Origin of the sequence: Streptomyces sp. NPDC015127, assembly GCF_043080095.1 — a bacterium.
Taxonomy (GTDB): Bacteria; Actinomycetota; Actinomycetes; order Streptomycetales; family Streptomycetaceae; genus Streptomyces.
This window is the reverse complement of the sequence record NZ_JBIBVE010000019.1, coordinates 23537-49373: the sequence shown is the minus strand read 5'-3', so window position 1 is coordinate 49373 and position 25837 is coordinate 23537. Positions and strand designations below refer to the sequence as shown.

Below are 25837 nucleotides of genomic sequence, written 5' to 3'. Positions count from 1 at the left end.
TCATGGCAGGTCCGCGACGCGACACCCGGGGCATCGTCGAAGCCCGGGAGCTACTCGCCCGCGTCGACTTCCGCCGCCGGAAGCCGGCCCCCGAGCTGCGCCCCTACCTCGAGCACTACTGGCTCATCGACTGGGACCTGACCGAGCCGTACGCCTCCCATGTCGTGCCGCACCCGTCCGTGAACCTGGTGTTCCAGCGGTACGGGGACGACGAGCCGTGGGCCGAGATCGCAGGCATCGGCCTCGAACTGTTCACACACAAGCTGGAGGGCCGGGGGCGGGTGTGCGGCGTGCAGTTCCGGCCGGGCGGATTCCGGCCCTTCGCACCGGCCCGCCCGGTGTCGGACTGGACGGGCCGGCGGGTCCCGCTGGCGCAGGCGTACCCGGACCTGGGCCCGGGGGTGGGTGGCCCGAGCGGTCAGGGCGGGCCGGGTGACGGAGGACCGGGCGGGCCGGGTGACGGAGGACCGGGCGGGCCGGATGCCGGAGGACCGGGCGGGCCGGGCGCCCGCGGGGAATCACCGCCCGCGGCTCTGGTCGCGGATGCGGTCCGCGGGGTCGTCGGCCCGGACGACGAGGACGCACGGGTCGCCGCCCTGGACGCCTTCCTCCTGGCCCTCGCCCCCGCACCGGACCCGCAGGCGTCGCAGGCCATGGCCCTGGTCGACCGGGTCCGCTCCGACCGCTCGATCCGGCGCGTCGCCGAACTGGCCGCCGCGGAAGGGATGTCGACGCGCTCGCTGCAACGGCTCTTCTCGGCGTACGTGGGCGTCGGCCCGAAGTGGGTCATCCTGCGCTACCGCATCCACGAGGCGCTGGAGCGCGCCGAGGCGGACACGGCCGCCCTCGACTGGTCCGCGCTCGCCGCCGAACTCGGCTACAGCGACCAGGCCCACCTCGTACGGGACTTCACCGCGACGGTGGGCGTGCCGCCGACAGCGTACGCACGGCCCCCGCACTGAGGCGCGCCGTACCGGACTCGTTGTCGTACGCCGCCCCTACAGTGCCGGGCATGGGCATCGACACAGTGAAGGTACGGATCGAGCCGTGGTCCGAGGGCGACTTCGAGCTGCTGCGCGCCGCGAACGCGCCGGAGCTGATGGACCATCTCGGCGGTCCCGAGACGGAGGAGCAGCTGCTCACGCGACACGAGCGCTATGTGGAGCTGAGCGCCGACCGCACCGGCCGCGGCCGGATGTTCCGCATTGTCCTGGCCGACGGCGACGACGCCGGCCGGTCGGCCGGGTCCGTCGGCTTCTGGGAGCAGACCTGGGACGGCGAGCAGATCTACGAGACGGGATGGGCCGTGCTGCCCGCGTTCCAGGGCCGCGGGATCGCGACCGCCGGGACGCTGGAGGTGATCGAGCAGGCTCGGGCCGAGCGCCGGCACCGCACACTGCACGCGTTCCCCTCGGTGGACAACGACCCGTCGAACGCCGTGTGCCGCAAGGCCGGTTTCACGCTTCTCGGGGAGCGCGACTTCGAGTACCCGCCGGGGAACGTGCTGCGCTCCCACGACTGGTGCCTCGAACTCTGGACCGACTAATGGAATAGACTCGCTTACTCATTAGCCATCGGGCACGACGGAGGGGGATCCATGCTGCTCGCCCACATCAGCGATCTGCATCTCGACGGCACGGAGCGGGCCACCGACCGCACCGCGCGCACCATCGCCTACCTCAACTCGCTGACACGGCAGCCCGACACCGTCCTCGTCACGGGCGACATCGCGGACCACGGCGCACCCGAGGAGTACGCGCAGGCGGCGGAGCTGCTGTCCGGCCTGACCGCACCGCACGTCACCTGCCCCGGCAACCACGACGACCGCGCCGCCTACCGCAAGGTGCTGCTCGACGACACATCCGCCGACGCCCCGGCCGCGCCCGTCAACCGGCTGCACCACGTGGGTGGTTACGCCCTGCTGCTGTGCGACTCGACGATCCCCGGCGAGGACGCGGGCCGCTTCGACGACGAGACGCTGCGGTGGCTGGAGGGCACGCTCGACGACCTGGGCGACACCCCGGCCCTGCCCGCCTTCCACCACCCGCCGACCGTGATCCACCACCCGTACCTGGACGCGAACAACCTGACGAACGCCGACCGCCTGGCGGATCTGCTGGCGGGGCGGGGCAACGTCCCGGCGATCCTGACCGGCCACGCCCACACCGCCGGCGCGACGACCTTCGCGGGCCGCCCGCTGCTGGTGGCCCCTGGGGTCGTCTCGACACTGCGCCTGCCGTGGGAGAGCGGCGAGACGCTGACGAACCGCACCGCACCGCCGGGCGTCGCGTTCCATGTCCTGGGCGAAGGCGGTGCCCCGGTCACGACGCACTTCCGCGTCGTGCCGTAGCGGGCATCAGAGCGACGACGAGGGCCCGCTTGACGAAGCGGGCCCTTTCTCCGAATATTTATCTGCGTCACGCAGATTCTTCGTGATGAAGACTATCCGTTTCTCTGCTCCAGGAGCTCCTCATGACCACCCTCGTCACCGGTAGCCGCGGCAAGGTCGGCTCGGCCCTGCTCTCCCTGCTGCACGAGCGCGGCGCCCCGGTCCGCGCCGCGTCCGCCGCGCCCGACAAGCTCACCCTTCCCGCCGGACTCGAATCCGTACGGCTGGCCCTCGACGACCCGTCGTCGTTCCCCGCGGCCCTCGAAGCCGTCGACTCCATCTTCCTGTACGCCGAGCCGTCCCACATCGACGCCTTCGTCGACGCGGCACACACGGCGGGCGTCTCGCACATCGTCCTGCTGTCGTCCAGCTCGGTCCTCGCCGCCGACGCGGCCGCCGACCCGATCGCGGGCCCCCACCTCGCCGTCGAAGAGGCCCTCGCCGCCGGGCCGGTGGCCACGACCGTCCTGCGCCCCGGCGCGTTCGCCGGAAACGCGCTCCAGTGGACGCGCGCCCTGCGCACCACGGGTGTCATCGAGCTTCCCTACCCCGGCAGTTACGGCGACCCGATCCACGAGCGGGATCTGGCAGAGGCCGCGCTGGCCGTGCTCACCAACCCGGGGCTGAGGGGGCGCGCGTACCACCTGACCGGGCCCGAGTCCCTCACCTTCGCCGAGCAGATCGCGATCCTCGAAGCCGCCGCGGGCCGCGCGGCGCCCATCGAGATCCGCGCGGTGACACCGGAGCAGTGGCAGGAGTCCGTATCCGCCTACCTGCCCACCGCGTTGGCGCGGGCGCTCCTCGACTACTGGGCGTCGACGGACGGTTCGCCCACGCCGCTCACCCGCACCGTCGAGGAGCTGACCGGCCGCCCGGCACGGACGTTCGCCGACTGGGCCGAGGAGCACGCGGACGCGTTCCGCGTCTAGCCGGGGACGCTGCGCAAACCGCTGGCTGCCACCGTGCGGCCGGTGACATGCTGGCGCTGTGAACGGACCGGAAATCACCTTCAGCGTCGCCCCTGAGCTGCGGCTATTCCTCCCACCGGAGCGCCGCCAGGGCCGTACGGCCGTCGTCACGGACGGCTCGTCGACGCTCGGGCATGTCGTCGAGTCGCTCGGTGTCCCGCTCACGGAGGCGGGCCGCCTGCTGGTCGACGGCCGCCAGGTGCCGGTCTCGCACATTCCGCAGGAAGGCGAACACGTCGAGGTACGCGGCGTCGACCGGCCCCAGCGCGTCCCCGGCGCGCCGCTCCGCTTCCTGCTCGATGTCCATCTCGGCACGCTGGCGCGGCGGCTGCGCCTCCTCGGTGTGGACGCGGCGTACGCGAACGAGGACATCGGCGATCCCGCCCTGGCCGCCCAGTCCGCCAAGGAGCGGCGGGTGCTGCTCTCGCGCGACCGGGGCCTCCTGCGGCGCCGGGAGCTCTGGGCGGGCGCATACATCTACAGCGACCGGCCGGACGACCAACTCACCGACGTACTGGAGCGGTTCGCGCCGGAGCTCGCTCCCTGGACCCGGTGCACGGCGTGCAACGGGCCGCTGACAGACGCCGACAAGGACTCGGTGCAGGAGCAACTGGAGCGGGGCACGCAGCGCACGTACGACGTGTTCGCCCGGTGCACCGTCTGCGACCGCGTCTACTGGCGCGGCGCCCACCACGCCCGCCTGGAGGCGATCGTCGCGTCGGCCCTGCGCACGGCGGGGACATGACGGGCGGCACGTGACGGCCGTGACATGGCGGGCCCGGGACGTGCCGGGCCCGGGACATGACGGCCGGGACATGACGGCCGGGACATGACGGCGGGGACATGACGGCGGGGACGTGACCGCCGGGACATGCCGGGCCCGGGGACGTGCCGGGCCCGGGACGTGACCGCCGGACCCGCCACCTCGGCCGGCTGCCGCCCTACGCGTCGAAGTCACCCGCGCGCAGCTGCTCCACCTGAGCCGCGCTCAGCTCCACCGTCCGCTGCATATGGGCCGTGAGCAGCGCGATCTCCTCGTCCGCGTACGAGTCGATCATCGACGCCCATGCCGCGCCCGCCCGGGCCCACAGCGCCCCGAACTCGGCCATCCGCTCCGGCACGCACGCCACGAGAACCCGGCGCCGGTCGTGCGTGTCCCGTTCCCGCGTCACATACCCGGCGCGCTCCAGCCGGTCGACCAGCCGGGTGGCCGAACCGGTGGTGAGCCCGGTCAGTTCCGCGATCCGCCCGGTCGTGACGGGGCCGCCTTCGAGATCAAGCAGGTTCAGGCACTGCAGGTCCGTGGGATGCAGCCCCAGATGGTCGGCGAGCGCCTGGTTGAACAGGGCGTACGAGGCCATGTAGCGACGCGAGGCCGTGGACAGCTCCCCCATGAGCCGACCCCGCGCGGCACCGTCCGGATTCTTCTGCGTCATGCAGAAAGTGTACGGAGCAGTCCTCGGTGACCTCGGCGGCACAGGGCGTCCCGGGGCCGGAGGAGCCGCGGACTGGACAGCCCGGAGAAACGGACGGTCCGGAGATCAGGGGCGCTGGATCAGGGCGCTGGATCAAGGGCGCTGGATCAGGGGCGCTCGCCCGTCAGATAGCGCTGCACCGTCGGCGCCAGCCAGCTCACCACCTCCTCCTTGGTCATCTCGACAGCGGGCGGGAAGCACAGCACGTACCGCGCCAGGGCCATGCCGAGGATCTGCGAGGCGACCAGCGCGGCGCGGCGGGGGGCGTCGGCCGGGTCCGGTGACAGGCCCGCGACTACCGGCCCGAGCTGCTCCCGGAAGATCGAGCGTGCGCGCTCCGCGGCGACGGGGTTGGTGACGCCCGCCCGCAGCAGCGCCGTCAGCACGTCGTCCTGCTCCCACCGGTCCAGGAAGTGGGAGACGAGCACGGCGCCGGCATGCCTGCCGGGCAAGGCACCCAGCTCCGGCAGGCGCAGGTCGAACTCGGAGGCGGCGGCGAACAGCCTCTCCTTGTTGCCGTAGTAGCGCATGACCATCGAGGGGTCGATGCCCGCGTCACGCGCTATGGCCCGGATCGTCGCCCGCTCATACCCGTCGGCCGCGAAGCGCTCGCGAGCGGCTTCGAGGATCGCGGCCTTCGTGGCATCGGAGCGGCGCGGGGCGCCGGGAGCTTCCGTCGTCATGCCAACAACTGTAGGCCAACAGGTGTTGACACGCCAGAGCCGGCCGTCCTACATTTGCCAACAAGCGTTGACCAACAGGTGTTGACCCCAGCCGCTGAAGCCCAGCCGTTGACCACCGGAGGCAGTCATGCACGGCAAGCCCAGCACCGCATCCACCGCATCCGTCGAGCACACCGACCGCCCCGCCGGGTTCGACGCGGACGTGATCGTCGTCGGAGCCGGCCCGACCGGGCTGCTGCTGGCGGGCGACCTCGCCTGCGCGGGCCTGTCGGTCACTCTCGTCGAGCGCCGCCCCGACGAGATCAGCAACATCACCCGCGCCTTCGGCGTCCACGCCCGCACCCTGGAGCTGCTGGACGCCCGCGGCCTGGCCGACGAGCTGGTGACCAGGGGCACGCCGATCACCGGGCTGCGCCTGTTCCGCCGGCTCTCCCTCGACCTCGGCACGCTCCCGTCCCGCTTCCCGTTCCTGCTGATCACCCCGCAGTACGAGGTGGAGAAGCTGCTCGAGCGCCGGGCCCGGTCCGCGGGCGTCGTCTTCCGCCACGGGACGGAGCTGACCGGCCTCCGCCAGTCCCCCGCCCACGCCCCGGCGTCGGTCACCGCCGAGCTGCGCGGCGCGGACGGCACCCGCGCCACCTTGCGCGCCCGTTACCTCGTCGGCGCCGACGGCGTCCGCAGCGGTGTGCGCACCGCGCTCGGCCTGCCCTTCCCCGGCGCCTCCGTCATCAGGTCCATCGTACTCGCGGACGTGCGGCTCACCGAAGAGCCCGCCGACCTCCTCACGGTCAACGGAGCGGGCGACACGTTCGCCTTCATGGCCCCGTTCGGTGACGGCTGGTACCGCGTCATGGGGTGGAACCGCACGCGTCAGGTCCCCGACAGCGAGCCCGTCGGCCTCGACGAGGTGCGCGAGATCGCGCGCCAGGCACTCGGCAGCGACTTCGGCATGCACGACGCCCGCTGGATCTCCCGCTTCCACAGCGACGAGCGCCAGGCCCCGGCCTATCGCGTCGGCCGGGTCTTCCTGGCGGGCGACGCGGCGCACGTCCACTCCCCCGCCGGCGGCCAGGGCATGAACACCGGACTGCAGGACGCGGCCAACCTCTCCTGGAAGCTCGCCTCGGCGGTCAAGGGCCTCGCCCCCGACCCCGAAGCGCTGCTCGACAGCTACCAGTCGGAGCGGCACCCCGTCGGTGCGATGGTCCTCCGCAGCAGCGGAGCGATCGTGCGCCTCGCGATGGCCCACACCCCTCTCCAGCGCGCCGCACGCTCGCTCGCCGCCCGCCTCCTGGGCGGCGTCCGGCCGGCCGCGAGGAAGGCGATGGGCGTCATCTCCGGCATCGGCATCTCGTACGGCGCACCGCGCCGCGCACACCCCCTCACCGGCCGACGCGCCCCGGACCTGCGGCTCGCCGAGGGCAGGCTCTACGAGCTGCTGCGCAAGGGCGACTTCGTGCTGATCGGTCCCGCCGGCGAGGCCGCCCCCACGCCCGCCGCCGCCCCGGCCGCGCCGGGCCGCGTCATACGGGCGCACTGGGCGACCGGCCGCCGCACCGCGCTGCTCGTCCGCCCCGACGGCTACATCGCCTGGGCGGCGGGTCGCGGGACGATCGCCTGACCCCCCGGTGCGACACCGGGCCGAGCCGTGCGGCGTCAGAAGGCGTACGGATCCCCGGTGGCCGGAGCGACCACCCGGTGGGCGTTGTTGGCCGGGTTCCGGTCGGTCGCCCCGCCGTTCCACACGGTGTCGATCGTGACGACCGCCTCGGCCGGATCGCCCGCCGTGCGCAGCCGGATCGAGGTCTTGCGGCCGACCCCGTCCGCCCGCAGCTGCCCCGTGGCGCACAGCACCACACGCTCGCCGGCCCACAGGCACCGGTCGGGCAACCGCAGTTCACCGACCGGCCGCAGGGAGAACTCCACCCTCACCGTGGCGTCCTCGAGGCCGGAGGGACCGTGGTTGCGGGTCAGGAAGGAGATCCCGAGCCGCCCGTCCCCGAAGGAGACATGACCGTGGTGGGCCACATCCGCCTCCGGCGCCACGGCGCCCCCTGGGCCCATGTCCGCGCCTGCCCGCGCGCCCGCCCCCGAGCCGACCACCAACACCAACGCCGCGGCCGCGGCCGACAGCGCCCTACGCATCGCACTCATGCCCTGAAGATACCGATTCCCCCGATTCGCCCCTGATTGCCCGTCACTCCCGGCGCGTCCCCGCCCGATCCGACCCCGGTACGCCCCCATGGGCCCGGCGCGGCCGGGCACGGTTCGGACGCCCCGGCGGGCCGGGCGCGGCCCGGGCCAGGCTCGACGCCCCCGCAGGCCGGGCGCGGTCGGCACGGCCCCCGCGGCCGGACATGCTCCCGACGCCCAGCAGGACCGGCTCGGGCCCGGCTGGTCCCTCGGCCCCGGCATGCTCTGTACGCCCCCGCGGCCCCGGCGCGCCCCGGCTGGGTCCAGCACGGCCCCCCTCGGCCCTGCACGGCCCCACGCCCCGCGGGTGCGGCCCGGCAGGGCCGCTCGGCCAGGCACGGCCCGCCTCTGCCCCGCATGCTCCCCACACCCCCGCAGCCCCGGCGCGGCCCGACACACGGCCCTCGCCCGGCCATGCTCTGTACGCCACCGCGGCCCCGGCGCGGCACAGCCTGACGCCCCACGCCTTACGCCCCACGCCCCCAAGTCCCCCGCACCCCCGGCCGGCCCCCGGCGCCGCCTTCCCCCGGCGCGGACCCGCCTATCCTGAACCGCAGTTCGATCACACGCGCGAGGAGCCACGACATGACCACCGCCCGGACCCCCGTCGCCGTCGTCACCGGAGCCAGCAGCGGCATCGGCGCGGCCACCGCTCGGCAGCTGGCCGCTGCCGGCTTCCACGTGGTCCTCACCGCCCGCCGCAAGGACCGCCTGGAGGCCCTCACCGCCGAGATCAGCGCCGCCGGACACCAGGCCACCGCGCATGCGCTGGACGTCACGGATCGGCCGGCCGTCGACTCCTTCGCCGCGTCCCTGGACCGCTGCGACGTCCTCGTCAACAACGCGGGCGGCGCGCTCGGCGCCGACCCGGTCGCGACCGGCGACCCCGCCGACTGGCGCCGCATGTACGAGGTCAACGTGATCGGCACGCTCAACCTCACCCAGGCGCTCCTGCCCGCGCTCACCGAGAGCGGCGACGGCACCGTGGTGGTCCTGTCCTCCACGGCGGGCCTCTCCACGTACGAGGGCGGCGGCGGTTACGTCGCCGCCAAGCACGGCGCGCACGTCCTCGCCGAGACGCTGCGCCTGGAGATCGTCGGAACTCCCGTCCGCGTCATCGAGATCGCGCCCGGCATGGTCCGGACGGAGGAGTTCGCCACGACACGCTTCCGCGGCGACACCGAGAAGGCCGCCAAGGTCTACGCGGGTGTGGCCGATCCGCTCAGCGCCGACGACGTCGCCGACACCATCACCTGGGCCGTCACCCGGCCGTCGCACGTCAACATCGACCTGCTCGTGGTCCGTCCCCGGGCCCAGGCGTCCAACTCGAAGATTCACAGGGAGCTCTGATGAACGACAGCGTCGCTGTCGAGCGCCTCGCCGCCGCCGATCTACCGGCCGTGGCCTCCGGCCTCGGCGCCCTCCTCGTCGACGCGGTCGACGACGGCGCGTCCGTCGGCTTCACGTCCGCGCTCACGCCCGAGGAGGCCGCGGCCTGGTGGTCGGACCTTGCGCCCGCCCTGGCGGACGACCGGATCGCCGTCTGGACGGCCCGGGACGGCGACCGGCTCGTCGGCACCGTGCAGCTCCGGTGCGAGAGTTCGCCCAACGGCAGGCACCGCGCCGAGATAGCCAAGCTGGTCGTGCACCGCGCCGCACGCGGACGCGGCATCGCGCGCCGACTGCTCACCACCGCCGAGGAGTTCGCGGGTTCGTCGGGACGCACCCTGCTCATGCTCGACACGCAGACGGGCAGCACGGCGGAGCGCCTCTACCGTTCGGCGGGCTGGACCCCGCTCGGCACGGTCCCCGACTACGCCGCCGACCCCGCAGGCGTCCTGCGTCCGACGACGTTCTTCCACAAGATCCTGCTGCCTGCACCGCCCGCGGCGCAGGGCTCAGAGCGATCCGTCGAGCTCACGGGCCCGCAGCCCGGCCTGGAAGCGTGACGTCGCACCCAGCAGCGTCATCAGTTCGGCGACCCGCCTGCGGTAGGTGCGCAGCGACATCCCGAGCAACCGCGCCGCCGCCTCGTCGGTGTGGCCGTCGCCCAGCATCCGCAGGATGCGCCGGGCGTCGCCGCTCAGCGCGGGCAGCCGCGCGGCCGCCCGTGCACGGCGGAAGTCGTGCAGGTCCGTTGCCGACTCCCAGGCCGCGTCGAACAGCGTCCGTACGCCGTCGACGACGTCGGGCGCGCTGACGACCGAGTACGTCCGCGTCCCCGGCGCGGGCGGACCGGCGAGGATCGCGACCTTCCGGTCGATGACGATGGCCTCGCGGGGGAGCGGCGCGGCGGAGATACGGACCTCGGCGTGCTCCGAGACCCGTACCAGCCGCTCCTCGGCGTACGCGTCGGCCACGGCGCGCGGGGTGTAGAGCTTGCGCATGGACAGGCCCTCCACATGCCAGGGCCGACAGCCCTCGGCGAAGGCGGCGTTGACCCCCGCCGACCAGGTCAGCAGATCCTCGGCGGCACACAGGAACTCACTGCGTGCCGAGCCGAACAAATGCCCTGCCCGGCGCACGAGTTCCCTCTCACCCCGCAGGGTCACGATCCGATCCGTCGCCATGATCCCTCCAGTCTGGCAGCAAGATGCCAGTCCCCCGCCGGGCAGCCGCCCGCCCTGCACGATGCCCGCATGCCGACGAACGAACCCACGCCCACCACGGCCACGCCCGCCACCCCCACCGCCGCAACCGCGACCGCCTCCACCGCCGCGACCCGCACACCCATCACCGCCGCCACGCCCACGCCCTCCACCGACCGCCCCGCGCACGCCGCCGGCGCCGGACGGTTCAGCCTCGGCGGGGACCTCCCCGTGGCCCGTATGGGCTTCGGCGCGATGCGGCTGCCCGCCCCCGACTGGCACGGCCCCGCCGGTGACCCCGACCGCGCGGTCGACGTCCTGCGCCGCGCCGTCGGCCTGGGCGTCGACCACATCGACACCGCGTGGTTCTACTTCTTCCGCGACCTCTCCGCCAACGCCCTCATCCGCAGGGCCCTCCACCCCTACCCCGACGACCTGGTCATCGCCACCAAGGTCGGCCCCGGCCGCACGTACGACGGCGACTGGCTCCCCTCGGCCGGCCCCGCGGAGCTGACCGCCGCCGTCCACCGCACCCTGCGCGAGTTGGGCCGGGACCATCTGGACCTTGTCTACCTGCGCGCCCTCCCGAGTGACGGCCCGCTCTCCGAGCGGTTCGGCACGCTCGCGGAGTTGCGCGACCAGGGCCTGATCCGTCACCTCGGCGTGAGCAACATGTCGGCCGAGCAACTCGCCGAGGCCCGCCGGATCGCCCCGGTGAGCGCTGTACAGAACCACTTCAGCCTGACCCACCGCAAGAGCGACGACGTGCTCGACGTCTGCGCCCACGACGGCATCGCGTTCGTTCCCTTCTTCCCCCTCGGCGGCCTCGGCGCCCTCGATCTCGCCACGCTCCGCTCCATCGCCGACCGCCACGCCGCCACCCCGGCGCAGGTCATGCTCGCGGGCCTGCTGGCCCTGTCCCCGGTGATGCTCCCCATCCCTGGCACCTCATCGCCCGCCCACCTGGAGGAGAACATCGCGGCGACGGCACTCCGCCTGACGCCCGAGGACCTCACCGCCCTGACGACCGGCCTGCCCACCACCTGACAGCCGCCCACCACCTGACACCCGCCGCAGCCCGCAGCCGCCCCTGACACCTGCCGCGCCCCGCAAGCCCGACGACCGCGCGGCCGGGCAGCCCGGCACGCGTAAAGGCCCCGGACCGATCCCGGTCCGGGGCCCCATGGCAGCGTGCGACTCAGCCCTTCACGCAGACGACCTGCTTGAGCTTCGCCACCACCTGGACCAGATCCCTCTGCTGGTCGATCACCTGCTCGATCGGCTTGTACGCGCCCGGGATCTCGTCGACCACCCCCGCGTCCTTGCGGCACTCCACCCCGCGCGTCTGCTCCTCCAGATCCCGCGTCGAGAAGCGCCGCTTCGCCGCGTTGCGGCTCATCTTGCGGCCCGCTCCGTGGGAGGCGGAGTTGAAGGAGGCCGCGTTCCCGAGGCCCTTGACGATGTACGAGCCCGTGCCCATCGAGCCCGGGATGATCCCGTAGTCACCGGATCCCGCCCGGATCGCGCCCTTGCGCGTGACCAGCAGGTCCATGCCCTCGTACCGCTCCTCCGCCACGTAGTTGTGGTGACAGGAGATGACCGGGTCGAACGTCACCTTCGCCTTGCGGAACTCGCGGCGCACGACCTCCTGGAAGAGCCCCATCATGACGGCGCGGTTGTACTTCGCGTACTCCTGCGCCCAGAAGAGGTCGTGGCGGTACGCCGCCATCTCCGGGGTGTCCGTGACGAACACCGCGAGGTCGCGGTCGACCAGGCCCTGGTTGTGCGGCAGCTTCTGCGCCTCGCCGATGTGGTACTCGGCCAGCTCCTTGCCGATGTTCCGGGAGCCGGAGTGCAGCATCAACCAGACCGATCCCGACTCGTCGAGACAGAATTCGATGAAGTGGTTTCCGGATCCGAGCGAACCCATCTGCTTCGTCGCCCGCTCCCGACGGAACTTGACCGCGTCCGCGACCCCGTCGAACCGGTCCCAGAGACTGTCCCAGCCCCCCGCCGGGAAGCCGAACACCCGCGTCGGGTCCACCATCTCGTCGTGCATGCCCCGGCCCACCGGGATCGCCTGCTCGATCCGGGAGCGCAGCCGGGAGAGGTCGCCGGGCAGGTCGTTCGCCGTCAGGGACGTCTTCACCGCCGACATGCCGCAGCCGATGTCCACCCCGACCGCCGCGGGGCACACCGCTCCGCGCATCGCGATCACGGAGCCGACCGTCGCGCCCTTGCCGTAGTGGACGTCCGGCATCACGGCGAGGCCCTTGATCCAGGGCAGCGTGGCGACGTTCTGCAGCTGCCGCATCGCCACGTCCTCGACCGTCGCGGGGTCGGTCCACAGCCGGATCGGGACCTTCGCGCCCGGCACCTCTACATACGACATAGCCCCTCAATTCCCCCGAAAAAAGATGTAACGCAAATGCCCGGCCAATGACCGCGTATAGCTCGGCGGACCGGCATCCGGGGCAGCGCGTGCGATAGACATTGTGTCCATCGGCCCTCGGCGGGCGACAACCGTTTTTCCCCGGCGCGGCGGCGCGGACCACACAGCGGGCCACACACAGGGACCCATGGAGAAGGGAGCCAGGAACGTGCAACGGAAGGCGTACGTCCCCGGCACGGCGGTGCTCCTCGCGGCGCTCGTCACCGGCGTCACCGGCTGCACCTCGGGCGGTGGAGACGACGGTTCCGCGCCCGACGCCAAGGCCAACGGCGCCCAGGCCTCGGCCGCGGCCCCCGGCAAGTACCGCACCTTGCTGGAGCCCTGCGGCTCCGTCGGGCGAGGCACCCTGAGGGACCTGCTGCCCGGCGTCCTCACGCTGCCCGAGGACCAGCAGCAGCAGGTGCTCACCGGCACTCCGGCCGTGACGTACGACACCGATCGCCGCGCCGCCTGCAGTTGGAAGGAGCAGGCGCCGGACTCCTCCCACCAGTTGCGGGTGGACCTCGAGCGGGTCGTCTCCTACGACCCCGCCGTGAGCGACGACGACCGGGCACAGGAGGTGTTCGCGAAGAAGCAGTCCGAGACCTCCGTGCCCCTGGCCCCCGGCCCCGGTGCCGAAGGGACCGCCTCCCCCTCCGCGAGCGCGACCGAGAGCGCCTCGCCGGGCGCGACCCCGGACCTGGAGGTCCAGGCCGGGGCGGCGGGGAAGGCCGAGGAGTCCGAGGCACCCGAGGACCCGGAGAGCTCGGGGCAGCCCTCGGACGACGCCTCTCCCGGCGGCTCAACGGGGCAGCCCGGAGGCAGCCCGTCCACGGGCACGTCCACCGGGGGGCTGGAACCCCGCGTCCTGGAGGGGCTCGGCGACGCCGCCTTCATCGACGACGTGCTCGACCGTGCCGGATCCACCGCCCAGCGCCGCACCGTGAGCGTGGTGTTCCGCACATCGAACGTGATCGTCACGATCGTCTACGCCGAGCAGCCGGGGCCCGCGGCGGAGGTCCCGGACAGCAAGGAACTGCAGGAAAAGGCGCAGAGCGTGGCCCGCAGGCTGGCGGATCTTCTCGACGAGTGACCGGCCGGGCCGCCCGGTCGCCCGTCCGGCGTCCGGGTCCCCCGCCGCCGCACGGACGCGTACGGTGGCCTGGCCGGCCGGGCGATCCGACGCCCGACGGACCCGACGCCTGGCGGACAGACCGACGGACAGACCGAACGACCGACTGAAGGAACCATGCACCGTTCAGCCCCGCGACTCACCCGCATACTCGCCTGCGCAGCCGTTCCGGTGATGCTCGTCGTCGCCGGCTGCTCCTCGGACTCCGGCGACGGCAAGCCCGAGGGTTCGGGCTCGTCCTCCTCCGCGGCTCCCAAGGCGAAGAAGACGCCGACGGTCGCGCCCGCGAAGTTCACCGAGCTGCCCGACCCGTGCGAGTCGATCGCTCGCAAGACGATCGAGGACCTGGTGCCGGGCACGAAGGCGAAGTCCGGTTCCGCCGGCCGGTCCACGGATGCCGCGAGCCGCGGCAGCTGCTCCTGGAACGGTCTGGACGACAACGGTGTGAAGGGCTCGCAGTACCGCTGGCTGGACGTCTCCTTCCTGCGCTACGACTCCGACGCCACACTCGCCGTCAGCGGCGAGCAGCGCGCGAAGGACAACTACGCGAAGGAGATCGCCAAGGCGCAGGCCACCGAGGGCGCGAAGGACGTGAAGTCCACCCCCGCGCCCGGCATCGGAAACGAGGCGACCACGGTCAACTACACGCTGGAGAAGACCGGTGAGGACTTCACCTACGCGGTGGTCGTGGCACGTACCGAGAACGGTCTGGTGACGCTCACCTACAACGGCACCGGTTACGCGGGGGCGGACAACCCCTCGTCCGGCGACCTGACGAAGGACGCGCTGAAGGCGGCGAAGGAGGCCGTGGCCTCCGTGGCCGCAGCCAACAAGTAGGCCCGCGGGCGAACGGGGCGCTGCGCCCATGCCGTTCGCCGACACACCGTTCCCCCACCGGTGTTGACGTTCGTCCGGTCGCTCACCGGCCGCCCCCGGCCCGTTCTCGCACGGAGCACCGAGGGCGGAGGGACGCGCTCCGGGGTCATGTGCCAGGCTGTGGCCCGCAGATTGTGGATGGGGAGGGGAACACGGTGGCCGCGATGCAGCTGACACGCACGCACCGGGTGCTCATCAGTGTCGTCGTCGCGGGAGCGCTGATCATTGCCGCGATCGGTTTCGCGGGATCGTATTCCGCGGTCCGCGAGCTCGCGGAGCAGAAGGGGTTCGGCACCTTCTCGCTCGTCTTCCCCATCGGCATCGACGCCGGCATCTGTGTGCTGCTCGCCCTCGACCTGCTGCTGACGTGGATGCGCATACCGTTCCCGCTGCTGCGCCAGACGGCGTGGCTGCTGACGGCCGCGACGATCGCGTTCAACGGTGCGGCCGCGTGGCCCGACCCGCTCGGCGTCGGTATGCACGCGGTGATCCCGGTCCTGTTCGTCGTGTCCGTCGAGGCGGCCCGCCACGCGGTGGGCCGGATCGCGGACATCACGGCGGACAAGCACATGGAGGGCGTGCGGCTCACGCGCTGGCTGCTCTCGCCCGTGCCGACGTTCAAACTGTGGCGGCGGATGAAGCTGTGGGAGCTGCGCAGCTACGAGCAGGTGATCAAGCTGGAGCAGGACCGGCTGATCTACCAGGCCCGTCTGCAGGCACGTTTCGGCCGGGCATGGCGCCGCAAGGCGCCCGTCGAGGCGCTGATGCCGCTGCGGCTGGCGAAGTACGGCGTCCCGCTGGCGGAGACGGCCCCCGCGGGTCTCGCGGCCGCGGGCATCGACCCGGTGCTGCTTCCGCCCGCGCCGGTGACGGCGCAGTCCGCCCAGCCCGAGCTGCCGCGCGGTGACGGGCAGCACCCGGGCCCGCGGGAGGCGCTCGCCCCCGAGCCGGCCGCTCTGCCCGCTCAGGAGCCCGCGGCCGAGCTTCAGGCGCAGCAGGCCGACGAGCAGCAAGGGGCCCCCGGCGTGAGCCCCTGGTTCGCCGCCTCGCAGGCCGCGCAGGACGCGTATCAGGGCACGTACGACCCGGCGTACGCCGAGGACTTCGAGCCCGTCCCGGTGCCGGTCCCCGCGGGCCCCGGCGGCCGTACGCGCCCGCTCGGCACGGGCCCCGAACCGCACGTCCTCGACGAGCAGTACGCGCAGGAGTACGCCGAGCCCTACGTGCAGCCGGTGCCGGAGGCCGAGGTCGTCCCCGAGTTCACGCCCGAGGACAAGGAATTCGAGGAGTTGGCCTACCCGGCGTACAGGGACTACGTGGACGAGCACCAGGACTATCCGAACGCCCGGACGCTCGACATAGTGCTCGCCGACCGGTACGGCGTCCGCCACGCGAACAGCGCGGCGCTGCTCAAGCGCCTGATGCCGCGCCTCATGAAGCGCCACCAGAGCGAGCTCGAGGCCGAGCACATCGCCTGAGACACGACGTCCTCATGCCGAAGGGCCCTCACCCCGCGGGGTGAGGGCCCTTCGCTCAGGTCGCGGCGATCAGGCCCCGAGCAGCTTGCGCACCCGGTCCGCGCCCACGGCGAGCAGCAGCGTGGGCAGGCGCGGGCCGGTCTCGCGGCTGACCAGCAGGCGGTACAGCAGCGCGAAGAAGGCGCGCTGGGCGACCTTCAGCTCCGGCGTCGGCTTGGCGTCCGGCGTCAGGCCGGCCATGACCTTCGGCACTCCGTAGACGAGCGTGGTGAGCCCGTCCAGGGACCAGTGCGTGTCGAGGCCCTCAAGCAGCAGCCGCAGCGACTCGCGGCCCTCGTCGTCCAGCGAGGCGAGCAGCCCGGTGTCGGGCTCGGAGCGCACCACGGTCCGCGCGTCGGCCGGGACGTGCGCCTGGATCCAGCTCTCGGCGCGGTCCAGCCTCGGCCTGACCTCGTCGAGGTCCCTGACCGGGTTCGCCGGGTCCAGCTCGCTGAGGATGCGCAGCGTCTGGTCCTCGTGGCCGGCGGTGATGTCGACGACCGAGGCCAGCGTGCGGTACGGCAGCGGGCGCGGCGTGCGCGGCAGGTCGCCGGCGGCCGTGCGGGCGGCGCGGGAGTACGCGGCGGCGTCGGCGGGCAGGACGGTGCCCTCGGCGACCTTGGCCTCCAGCTTGTCCCACTCGTCGTACAGCCGCTGGATCTCCTGGTCGAAGGCGATCTTGAAGGACTGGTTGGGCCGGCGGCGGGCGTACAGCCAGCGCAGCAGCTGCGGCTCCATGATCTTCAGCGCGTCGGCCGGGGTGGGCACGCCACCACGGGACGACGACATCTTCGCCATGCCGGAGATGCCGACGAAGGCGTACATGGGGCCGATGGGCTGCTTGCCGCCGAAGATGCCGACGATCTGGCCGCCGACCTGGAACGAGGAGCCCGGCGAGGAGTGGTCGACGCCGGACGGCTCGAAGACCACGCCCTCGTACGCCCAGCGCATCGGCCAGTCGACCTTCCAGACCAGCTTGCCGCGGTTGAACTCGCTCAGCCGGACCGTCTCCGAGAACCCGCACGCCGTGCAGGTGTACGTCAGCTCGGTGGTCTCGTCGTCGTACGCCGTGACCGTGGTCAGGTCCTTGTCGCACGAGCCGCAGTACGGCTTGTACGGGAAGTAGCCCGCGGAGCCGGTGCCGTCGTCCTCGGCCGCGGCGCCGGAGCCCTCGGCGGCCTCCAGCTCGGCCTCGTCGACCGGCTTCTGCGACTTCTTCGCCTGGGCCTCGGCCTGCGCCTTCGGGTCCTTCTTGGTGCGGTACTGCGCGAGGATCGCGTCGATGTCGCCGCGGTGCCTCATCGCGTGCAGGATCTGGTCGCGGTACGCGCCGGAGGTGTACTGCTCGGTCTGGCTGATGCCGTCGTACTCGACGCCCAGCTCGGCCAGGGACTCGGTCATCGCGGCCTTGAAGTGCTCCGCCCAGTTCGGGAAGGAGGAGCCCTTCGGCGCGGGGACCGAGGTGAGCGGCCTGCCGATGTACTCGGCCCAGGACTCGTCGACGCCGTCGATCCCCTTCGGGACCTTGCGGTAGCGGTCGTAGTCGTCCCAGGAGATCAGGTGGCGGACCTCGTACCCGCGGCGACGGATCTCGTCGGCGACCAGGTGCGGGGTCATGACCTCACGGAGGTTGCCCAGGTGGATGGGGCCCGAGGGGGACAGTCCGGAGGCGACGACGACCGGTTTGCCAGGCGCACGTCGCTCCGACTCGGCGATGACCTCGTCCGCGAAACGGGAGACCCAGTCGGTCTCGGTGCTGCTCTGAGCCACGGTCGGCACGTCCTTGATTCCTAGGGGTCGGGAAAACGTCGGGAAACTCGCGTACACCATTCTCCCAGACCGGGAAACCGGATCCCACAGAGTTCCCGCGCCGCGCCGGGCGGCGCCCGCGTCCCGGCAAACCGGTTGCCCGGCCGTGGGACACTTGACCACTGGAACATGCCCCTCGACAGGAACGGAAGCTCATGGCCTCGGTCCCTTCCCTCGCTTCGACCGTGCAGCAGCGCCTCGCGGACGCCCTGGCAGCAGCGCTGCCGGAGGCCGGTTCCGCCGACCCCATGCTGCGACGAAGCGACCGGGCCGACTTCCAGGCCAACGGCATCCTGGCGCTCGCGAAGCGACTCAAGGGCAACCCGCGCGAGCTGGCGACCAAGGTCGTCGAGACGGTCGGCGCGAACGACGTGCTGAAGGACATCGAGGTCTCCGGCCCCGGCTTCCTCAACATCACGATCACCGACCAGGCGATCACCGAGACGCTGGCCGCGCGCGCCGCGGACGACCGGCTCGGTGTGCCGACGGCCGCCGAGCCCGGCACGACGGTGATCGACTACGCCCAGCCGAACGTGGCCAAGGAGATGCACGTCGGGCACCTGCGCTCCGCCGTGATCGGCGACGCGATGGTACGGATCCTGGAGTTCGCGGGCGAGCGCGTGGTGCGCCGGCACCACATCGGCGACTGGGGCACCCAGTTCGGCATGCTCATCCAGTACCTGATCGAGCACCCGCACGAGCTGGACCACAAGGACGGCGCCTCCGGCGAGGAGGCGATGTCCAACCTGAACCGCCTCTACAAGGCCGCCCGGGCCCTCTTCGACTCCGACGAGGAGTTCAAGGCCCGCTCGCGCGACCGCGTGGTGGCGCTCCAGTCGGGCGACGAGGAGACCCTCGCGCTGTGGCAGAAGTTCGTGGACGAGTCGAAGATCTACTTCTACTCGGTCTTCGACAAGCTCGACATGGAGATCCACGACCCCGACGTCGTCGGCGAGTCCGGCTACAACGACATGCTCGACGAGACGTGCCGCATCCTCGAGGAGTCCGGTGTCGCCGTGCGCTCCGAGGGCGCGCTGTGCGTCTTCTTCGACGACGTGAAGGGCCCCGACGGCAACCCGGTCCCGCTCATCGTCAAGAAGTCCAACGGCGGCTACGGCTACGCGGCCACCGACCTGTCCGCCATCCGCGACCGCGTGCAGAACCTGGACGCCTCCACCCTGCTGTACGTCGTGGACGCCCGTCAGTCCCTGCACTTCAAGATGGTCTTCGAGACGGCGCGCCGGGCCGGCTGGCTGGGCGACAAGGTCAAGGCCGTGCAGCTCGCGTTCGGCACCGTGCTCGGCAAGGACGGCAAGCCGTTCAAGACCCGTGAGGGCGAGACGGTCAGGCTGGTGGACCTCCTCGACGAGGCGATCGACCGGGCGACGGCCGTGGTGCGCGAGAAGGCCGAGAAGGTGGGCCTGAGCGAGCAGGAGATCGTCGACAACGGGCGGCACGTGGGCATCGGCGCGGTCAAGTACGCCGACCTGTCGACGTCCGCGGTGCGCGACTACAAGTTCGACCTGGACCAGATGGTCTCGCTCAACGGCGACACCTCGGTCTACCTCCAGTACGCCTACGCCCGTATCCGGTCGATCATCCGCAAGGCCGGTGAGACGCGCCCGGTCGCCCACCCCGAGCTCGAACTCGCCCCTGCGGAGCGGGCCCTGGGCCTGCACCTGGACCAGTTCGGCGAGGTGCTCGCGGAGGTCGCGTCCTCGTACGAGCCGCACAAGCTGGCCGCGTACCTGTACCAGCTGGCCTCGCACCTGACCACGTTCTACGACCAGTGCCAGGTGCTGAGCGACGAGAACCCGGCGGAGCTCGTGGAGAACCGCCTCTTCCTCGTCGACCTCACGGGCCGCACGCTGCACCAGGGCATGGCGCTGCTGGGCATCCGCACGCCCGAGCGCCTCTGACCGCTCGCGCGACGCGCAAGGGGGGTCGTGAGCTGCTGCGCACAGCGGCTCACGACCCCCTGTGTCGTTCCCGGATTCAGTGGATGGGGTGGGACTGCCGTCCCGACGCGTCGTCGATCTGCTTGTGCGCTCTCTCCAGCAGCTGGGACGCGAGGTCCATCAGGGCACGGGCACCCGCGATCTCCTCGCCGACCAGCAGCTGCGGCTGGTCGGAGTGGTGGCGATTCGCGCTTCCGTGTCCCCGGCATTCCGTCCCGTCACCGAGCCTCACCATGGCGGCCGCCCTGGTCCGGTCGCCTTCCTCCTTGAATTCCATCTCGATGTGCCATCCGACGAGTGTCTGCATGGCGGTCACCTCCAGCGGTACGCGTACCCCTTCCAGGGTGCGCCGCACGTGCCCTGATCACCACACCACTTACCTGTTGGTGCGTACCTGACTTTTCAGGCGGTACTTGTCCGGTTTCCCGGGCCGGACAAGGATCAAGGCAAGCCTTCGACATCTGAGAACACCCAGGTCAGCCATGTCTCCGTGCTGGGCCTCGGCAGGCGCGGTGGCCGCGAGCCCGCTCGTGATCGTGTGCCTGACGACCAACGACGACGTCCGCGAGATGCCGGCGTCGCTCGACCTCACCGGCACGGTGCTGGTCAACCTCACCAACGGGACGCCCGCCCGGGCCCGCGACATCGCGGCGTACGCGCAGAAGCAGGGCGCGCGCTACGTCGACGGCGGGATCATGGCCGTCCCGCAGATGATCGCGACCCCGGCCGCGTACGTCCTCTACAGCGGCGACGAGCAGGCGTACGCGGCGCACGCGCCGGTGCTCGCCGCGTTCGGCGGCGCGAAGTGGGTCGGCACGGACCCGGCCGGGCCGCGCCGCACGACCTGGCGCTGCCGACCGGCATGTACGGCATGCCGATGGGCGTGGCGCAGGCCCTCGCCCTGGTCCGCTCGGCGGGCGTCACCGCGTCGGAGTTCGCCGGGCCGCTGCACGCCTGGGTCTCCGCGACGGCCTGTCCTGGCTCGTCGACCTGCTGGGGCCCCGCAGCTGACCGGACGGCTGTCAGTGGCCGCGGCTACCGTCGTCGGCATGGTGATCGATCCGAACGGCCTCGGCCCTGGCCTCCCGCCCGGCAGCGGCCGTCGCTCTGGCAGGCGAACGAGCCTGCGGACCCCAGGACTTGGGACCTGCTGATGCGGGCGCGCGACCGCACCGGATGGCAGTCCGTCCTTCTGGTCGACGACGAACTGCGGTCGATCCCCTGGGACCGGGCCATCGACGTCGGCCCGGATCGCCGCGAGGACGCGGACGGCCACGACGCGGCGGAGGTGCTCGCGGCCCTGTGGGACTGCGTACAGGCCGAGGACGCGGGCGACTTGGACGACGAGGACGACGAGGACATGCTCGCGCCGTTCACCCGCGCATGGCCGGGGCTCGCCTCGTCCCGCTCGATACCGAGGGACCCGGACGCCGTCGCCGTCCGGGTCGCAGCCGGCCTGCTGCGGGACGCGTGGCCACGCGGGGCGCGGGGCGCGCTGGTGCCCGCACGCCGCAGCGCCGACATTCTCACCTCGCTCGGCTGGATCGGCGCGTGCAACCACGCGGACACGGGCCCGTTGACCGCCGTGCTCCGCTCCTGGGAGGACCGCTTCCGTACACGGCTCGTCGCCGTGCACTTCGACCGCGTCGACCTCTCGGTCGCCCGGCCGCCCCGCACGACGAAGGAGGCACTGGCGGTCGCGGCCGAGCACCACGCGTTCTGCCCGGACAACGTGCGCCAGGGGTACGAGACGATCCGCGCGTACGCGCGGCATCTCGTCGGCCGGGAGCACTGGACCTTCTGGCGGGACTGAACCGCCGCCAAGTTACCGGCGGTTCTCATTGGTCTATACCTTGACTCGATCATGACATCGCGCTTGAGTGTGCGACACAGCCCCCCACCGCGGCTCGCCCGGAGGCCAACTCCCGCTCCGGCGCGAGCCGTTGCGCTCAAAGGAGTGATCGAGTGCTGAGAACACGCCTCGCGGCCCTGCTGGCCGCGGTCCTCATGGCCACCGGCCTCGCCGGCGTCCTGATGCCGTCCGCCTCCGCCGCCTCCGTGTGCGACACCGCCCCCAATTGGCAGCAGGGCGCCTGGTACACGACTGGCAACGTTGTCAGGTACAACGGCGCCTACTACATCGCCGAGCACGACAACCCGGGCTACAGCCCGACGATCAGCACCTGGTACTGGGACCCCTACTCCTGCGGCGGCGGCTCCACGCCCGCGCCGTCCGGCTTCGTCGTGAGCGAGGCCCAGTTCAACCAGATGTTCCCGAACCGGAATTCCTTCTACACCTACAGCGGCCTCACCGCCGCCCTGAGCGCCTACCCCGGCTTCGCCACCACCGGCAGCGACACGGTGAAGAAGCAGGAGGCGGCCGCCTTCCTGGCGAACGTGAGCCACGAGACCGGCGGACTCGTCCACATCGTCGAGCAGAACACCGCCAACTACCCGCACTACTGCGACTGGAGCAGGCCCTACGGCTGCCCGGCCGGCCAGGCGGCGTACTACGGACGCGGCCCGATCCAGCTCAGCTGGAACTTCAACTACAAGGCCGCGGGCGACGCGCTCGGCATCGACCTGCTGAACAACCCCTGGCGCGTGGAGCGCGAGGCGGCCGTCGCCTGGAAGACGGGCCTTTGGTACTGGAACACCCAGACCGGCCCCGGCACCATGACCCCGCACAACGCGATGGTCAACCAGGCGGGCTTCGGCCAGACCATCCGCTCCATCAACGGCTCGCTGGAGTGCGACGGCAAGAACCCGGCGCAGGTCCAGAGCCGGGTCAGCAAGTACCAGCAGTTCACCCAGATCCTGGGTGTGTCACCGGGCGGCAACCTGTACTGCTGACCGTCCCGGTCACCTCCGAACGGGCCGCGGACCGGGGAGACTTCGTCCCCCGGCCGCGGCCGCACCATGTCACGCGGGCCCCAGGCAACCCGCAGGATCTTCTCCCCGTCCTCCGGTTTCGAGAGGCACCCGCAGACCAGGGCGCCCGAGAAACGGGGTCGAGGAGGGGAACGTTGATACGTACCCGGAAGATATGGGCCACCGCGACAGCGGTGCTCACGATGGCGGTGGTGTCGCCCGCGGTGGCGCACGCCGTGCCGCAGCCACCCGGCGGCTCCCCCGCCGTGGTGACCGACGACAACGAGGGTCTGCCGCCCGGCTGGCGCATCACGAACACCGGCGGCCGGGACACGCTGGAGTGGCGCTCACCGCGGCCGGTGCCGGTGGGCGACGCGCGGGTGGAGTTCCACGCCGACGGCAGGCTGGTCGGCGTACCGGAACCGGAGAACGACGGCCGCACCTTCCGGCTGCCGCTGGACGACGCCCGGACGGCGAACCTGGCCGACCTCCAGGTGCTGGCGGCGGGCAGGCGGCTGGACCAGCAGGCGGAGGGCGCCCGCGACCGGCGTTCCGCGCGCGCCGCGAAGCTGCCGCCCAAGCTCCCCTCAGGGTCCGTCGATCCGGGGAGGCCGGGCACGTACGGCACGACCACCGGCGAGTACACGCTCGGCTCGATCCGCGTGCCCGGTTTCGCCGCGCCCGTCGAGATGCGCGGCGTCGTCGTCGCACCGAAGGGCGCCCCGGGCCGCCGTCCGGTCGCGCTGTTCCTGCACGGCCGGCACGCGACCTGCTACGTCCCGGGCAAGGACGACGAGGTCACGATCGACTGGCCCTGCGCCCAGGGCGCCCAGCCGATCCCGAGCCACCGCGGCTATCTGCGCGACCAGAAACTGCTGGCCTCCCAGGGCTATGTGACCGTGTCGATCTCCGCGAACGGCGTCAACGGCCAGGACGGGGACGCCGAGGACGGCGGCGCGCAGGCGCGCTCGACCCTGGTGCGCACGCATCTGGCCCGCTGGGCCGACTGGGCGGCGAAGCCGGCCGCCGCCCCCGGGGTCGTACGCGACGCCCCGAGGCCCGACCTCTCCCGTGTCCTGCTCGTCGGACACTCGCGCGGCGGCGAGGGCGTCAACCGCGCCGCCATGGACAGCCTCTACCCGCCCCCGGCCTCCCGGGACGGCTACCGCGGCACCGTGCGCTGGCACATCCGCGGCACCGTGCTCATCGGACCGACGATCTTCGGCCAGAACCCGGTTCCGGACGTGCCGTCGCTGACGATCCTGCCGGGCTGCGACGGTGACGTCTCCGACCTCCAGGGCCAGGTGTACGCCGACGGCACCCGCGGCGTCAGCCGCGGCAGGGCCCTGCACAGCGCGGTGTACATGACCGGCGCGAATCACAACTACTTCAACAGCGAGTGGACACCGGGGCAGGCCGAGGCACCCGCCGACGACGACTTCTGGCACGACCCCGAGCAGCCGGACCCGGTGTGCTCGCCCGGCACCGCGACCCGGCTGACCGCCGACCAGCAGCACCGGGCCGGGGCCACGTACATCGCCGCCGCCGCCCGGCTGTTCGTCGCCGGGGACGACCGGGTGCGCGAGCTGCTCGACGGCTCGGGCCGCCGGGCCCCCTCCGCCGATCCCGCGCGGGTGCTGACCCACGCGGTCGGCGCGAACCGCGGCGCCGGGTTCCTGCCGGACGGCTCCGTGACGGTGACCGGCGGGCGGCTGTGCAACGCCGTCGACCCCGACCCGCGCGCCGCGTGCCTGGACCCGGAGGCGGGCGGCTCCTCGCCGCACTTCGCCTCCTGGCAGCCGGAACGCGAGACCGGCCGCCGCGCCGTGGCACTGCACTGGACCGCGCCCGGCTCGGCGGTGACCGTGCGTCCCCAGGAGCCCCTCTCGCTCAAGGGGGCCGAGAGCCTCGCGCTGCGCGTCTTCGTGCCGCCGAACACCACCGGGACGCAGCTGGACGTGTCCGTCACCGACGCCTCCGGCAGGCGGGCGGACCTCGGCCGCGTCCGCGTGGACGGGCTTCCCGGCAGCGACCGCACCTCCTCCTTCTGGGCGCGCGAGGTACGCGTACCGCTCACCGCGGCCGCCCGCGCCGGACTCGACCTGCGCAAGGTCGCCGCCCTGGAGCTGACCCCGCGCACCGCGTCCGGGCGCGCGTGGCTCATGGACGCCTGGGCATGGAGCCCCGGCACGCCCGCCGTGCGGGAGGCCCCGCTGACCCGTGTCGACATCGGCCGCCTGAAGGTCAAGGAGGGCGACGCGGGCGTCGTCACGTACCGGGTGCCGGTGCGCGTGTCGGGGAAGGGCAGCGGCACGGTCCGGCTGTACGTCCTCGACCCGGCCACGGGTCGGGCGAAGGACCGGCTGGTGACGGTCCGGCCCGGCGGAGCCGGCATCGACGTGCCGGTGAAGGTGGCGGGCAACAAGCGGTACTCCTGGGACGTCGCCCACGACGTGCTCGTGAAGGCCGTTCGCGGCACGGTCGTCGGCTCGCACGCCGGCGGGGTCACGGCGGAGAACGACGACCCGATGCCCCGGATCACCGTGGCCCCGGTCGCGGACAAGGTGACCGAGGGACAGCCGCTCACGTGGCGGGTCTCCCTGTCCGCCCCGGCCGACGTGGAGATCAGCACCACCCTCGCGGTGATGCCGGTCCCGGGCGGCTCCGAGCTGTCGACGAAGGACGTCGACCCCGAGTGGCTCAAGGAGATGGCAGGGGAGGTCCCCGACGGTGAAGTCCCCCTGTCCCGCCTGGAGTACTTCTCCCTGTGGGCCTCGGTACCGGCCGGGCAGACCAGCGCCGAGGTGACGGTCCCCACGGTCCGTGACCAGGTGGCCGAGCCGGCCGAGTACGTACGCCTCCAGCCCACCGGCGACGACGGCGAGCCGCAGGGACCCGCCCTGACCGGCACGGTGCGGAACGCGTCGTAGGACGCGCCGCACCGGCT

At 72.4% G+C, this 25837-nt stretch carries 23 protein-coding genes and 2 pseudogenes; 18 read left to right on the top strand and 7 right to left on the bottom strand.

The features are described from left to right. The first annotated feature begins 2 nt into the window (after positions 1-2). The 5 genes from ACF08N_RS31160 to ACF08N_RS31140 all read left to right on the top strand — a co-directional run bounded on the left by ACF08N_RS31160 (position 3) and on the right by ACF08N_RS31140 (position 4102). Positions 3-962 carry a DUF6597 domain-containing transcriptional factor gene (locus tag ACF08N_RS31160; protein ID WP_392328060.1) on the top strand — a complete coding sequence of 320 codons (960 nt, stop codon included), beginning with the start codon at positions 3-5 and terminating at the stop codon, positions 960-962. Between the two features lie 50 nt (positions 963-1012). Continuing rightward, the gene (locus tag ACF08N_RS31155) at positions 1013-1546 is read left to right on the top strand and encodes a GNAT family N-acetyltransferase (protein ID WP_392328059.1); all 534 of its coding nucleotides are present in this window, start codon (positions 1013-1015) and stop codon (positions 1544-1546) included. A 51-nt stretch (positions 1547-1597) separates the two neighbouring features. Further along, positions 1598-2350 (top strand): phosphodiesterase, encoded by a 753-nt coding sequence (locus tag ACF08N_RS31150; protein ID WP_392328058.1) that lies wholly within the window; start codon positions 1598-1600, stop codon positions 2348-2350. A 122-nt stretch (positions 2351-2472) separates the two neighbouring features. After that, a complete protein-coding gene (locus ACF08N_RS31145) occupies positions 2473-3318 on the top strand; it encodes an NAD(P)H-binding protein (RefSeq protein ID WP_392328057.1) in 846 nt (281 codons plus the stop codon). A 58-nt stretch (positions 3319-3376) separates the two neighbouring features. Then, on the top strand, positions 3377-4102 hold the full coding sequence (locus ACF08N_RS31140) for a Mut7-C RNAse domain-containing protein (protein ID WP_392328056.1): 726 nt from the start codon (positions 3377-3379) through the stop codon (positions 4100-4102). Between the two features lie 196 nt (positions 4103-4298). Here ACF08N_RS31140 and ACF08N_RS31135 read toward each other — a convergent pair whose 3' ends face one another. Continuing rightward, entirely contained in the window at positions 4299-4793 is a 495-nt protein-coding gene (locus tag ACF08N_RS31135) for a MarR family winged helix-turn-helix transcriptional regulator (RefSeq protein ID WP_392328055.1), read from the bottom strand. Positions 4794-4939: 146 nt separating this feature from the next. Next, entirely contained in the window at positions 4940-5515 is a 576-nt protein-coding gene (locus tag ACF08N_RS31130) for a TetR family transcriptional regulator (protein WP_392328054.1), read from the bottom strand. Positions 5516-5642: 127 nt separating this feature from the next. On the opposite strand from ACF08N_RS31130, the gene ACF08N_RS31125 reads away from it, so the two are divergent. Continuing rightward, entirely contained in the window at positions 5643-7136 is a 1494-nt protein-coding gene (locus ACF08N_RS31125) for an FAD-dependent monooxygenase (protein WP_392328053.1), read from the top strand. 35 nt (positions 7137-7171) lie between these two features. Here the strand turns inward: ACF08N_RS31125 and ACF08N_RS31120 are convergent, their stop codons facing one another. Beyond that, complete coding sequence (locus ACF08N_RS31120) at positions 7172-7669, bottom strand: hypothetical protein (RefSeq protein ID WP_392328052.1); 498 nt, start codon at positions 7667-7669, stop codon at positions 7172-7174. Between the two features lie 624 nt (positions 7670-8293). Between ACF08N_RS31120 and ACF08N_RS31115 the strand changes: the two genes are divergently transcribed. After that, positions 8294-9058 carry an SDR family NAD(P)-dependent oxidoreductase gene (locus ACF08N_RS31115; protein ID WP_392328051.1) on the top strand — a complete coding sequence of 255 codons (765 nt, stop codon included), beginning with the start codon at positions 8294-8296 and terminating at the stop codon, positions 9056-9058. Next, positions 9058-9657, top strand: coding sequence for a GNAT family N-acetyltransferase (locus ACF08N_RS31110; protein ID WP_392328050.1), 600 nt, complete (start codon positions 9058-9060; stop codon positions 9655-9657). Before ACF08N_RS31115 ends, ACF08N_RS31110 begins: the two co-directional genes overlap by 1 nt. On the opposite strand, the gene ACF08N_RS31105 is transcribed toward ACF08N_RS31110, so the two are convergent. Next, positions 9607-10278: a DNA-binding response regulator gene (locus ACF08N_RS31105; RefSeq protein ID WP_392328049.1), complete on the bottom strand. Its 672-nt coding sequence runs from the start codon at positions 10276-10278 to the stop codon at positions 9607-9609. The two genes, ACF08N_RS31110 and ACF08N_RS31105, sit on opposite strands and share 51 nt — an antisense overlap. Positions 10279-10347: 69 nt before the next feature. On the opposite strand from ACF08N_RS31105, the gene ACF08N_RS31100 reads away from it, so the two are divergent. Continuing rightward, positions 10348-11343: an aldo/keto reductase gene (locus tag ACF08N_RS31100; RefSeq protein WP_392328048.1), complete on the top strand. Its 996-nt coding sequence runs from the start codon at positions 10348-10350 to the stop codon at positions 11341-11343. A 151-nt stretch (positions 11344-11494) separates the two neighbouring features. Here ACF08N_RS31100 and ACF08N_RS31095 read toward each other — a convergent pair whose 3' ends face one another. Next, positions 11495-12688, bottom strand: coding sequence for an RtcB family protein (locus ACF08N_RS31095; protein ID WP_392328047.1), 1194 nt, complete (start codon positions 12686-12688; stop codon positions 11495-11497). Positions 12689-12875: 187 nt separating this feature from the next. Between ACF08N_RS31095 and ACF08N_RS31090 the strand changes: the two genes are divergently transcribed. The 3 genes from ACF08N_RS31090 to ACF08N_RS31080 all read left to right on the top strand — a co-directional run bounded on the left by ACF08N_RS31090 (position 12876) and on the right by ACF08N_RS31080 (position 16213). Next, complete coding sequence (locus ACF08N_RS31090) at positions 12876-13820, top strand: DUF3558 domain-containing protein (protein WP_392328046.1); 945 nt, start codon at positions 12876-12878, stop codon at positions 13818-13820. A gap of 156 nt (positions 13821-13976) precedes the next feature. After that, positions 13977-14696: a DUF3558 domain-containing protein gene (locus ACF08N_RS31085; RefSeq protein ID WP_392328045.1), complete on the top strand. Its 720-nt coding sequence runs from the start codon at positions 13977-13979 to the stop codon at positions 14694-14696. 194 nt (positions 14697-14890) lie between these two features. Then, positions 14891-16213: a DUF2637 domain-containing protein gene (locus ACF08N_RS31080; RefSeq protein WP_392328044.1), complete on the top strand. Its 1323-nt coding sequence runs from the start codon at positions 14891-14893 to the stop codon at positions 16211-16213. Positions 16214-16282: 69 nt separating this feature from the next. Here the strand turns inward: ACF08N_RS31080 and lysS are convergent, their stop codons facing one another. Continuing rightward, complete coding sequence (lysS, locus tag ACF08N_RS31075; protein ID WP_392328043.1) at positions 16283-18031, bottom strand: lysine--tRNA ligase; 1749 nt, start codon at positions 18029-18031, stop codon at positions 16283-16285. Positions 18032-18216: 185 nt separating this feature from the next. Between lysS and argS the strand changes: the two genes are divergently transcribed. Further along, complete coding sequence (gene argS / locus ACF08N_RS31070; protein ID WP_392328042.1) at positions 18217-19980, top strand: arginine--tRNA ligase; 1764 nt, start codon at positions 18217-18219, stop codon at positions 19978-19980. A 76-nt stretch (positions 19981-20056) separates the two neighbouring features. Here the strand turns inward: argS and ACF08N_RS31065 are convergent, their stop codons facing one another. Continuing rightward, the gene (locus ACF08N_RS31065; RefSeq protein WP_365996216.1) at positions 20057-20326 is read right to left on the bottom strand and encodes a DUF1876 domain-containing protein; all 270 of its coding nucleotides are present in this window, start codon (positions 20324-20326) and stop codon (positions 20057-20059) included. Between the two features lie 175 nt (positions 20327-20501). On the opposite strand from ACF08N_RS31065, the pseudogene ACF08N_RS31060 reads away from it, so the two are divergent. The 5 genes and pseudogenes from ACF08N_RS31060 to ACF08N_RS31040 all read left to right on the top strand — a co-directional run. Continuing rightward, positions 20502-20759: pseudogene (locus tag ACF08N_RS31060) on the top strand (NAD(P)-binding domain-containing protein); the annotation flags it as partial. A gap of 122 nt (positions 20760-20881) precedes the next feature. Next, positions 20882-20929: pseudogene (locus ACF08N_RS31055) on the top strand (hypothetical protein); the annotation flags it as partial. Between the two features lie 243 nt (positions 20930-21172). Next, positions 21173-21832, top strand: a complete 660-nt coding sequence (locus ACF08N_RS31050; protein WP_392328128.1) for a DUF4253 domain-containing protein — start codon at positions 21173-21175, stop codon at positions 21830-21832. A 194-nt stretch (positions 21833-22026) separates the two neighbouring features. Continuing rightward, on the top strand, positions 22027-22872 hold the full coding sequence (locus tag ACF08N_RS31045) for a glycoside hydrolase family 19 protein (protein WP_392328127.1): 846 nt from the start codon (positions 22027-22029) through the stop codon (positions 22870-22872). 173 nt (positions 22873-23045) lie between these two features. Then, positions 23046-25820 carry an alpha/beta hydrolase family protein gene (locus tag ACF08N_RS31040; protein ID WP_392328041.1) on the top strand — a complete coding sequence of 925 codons (2775 nt, stop codon included), beginning with the start codon at positions 23046-23048 and terminating at the stop codon, positions 25818-25820. The last annotated feature ends 17 nt before the right edge of the window (positions 25821-25837 follow it).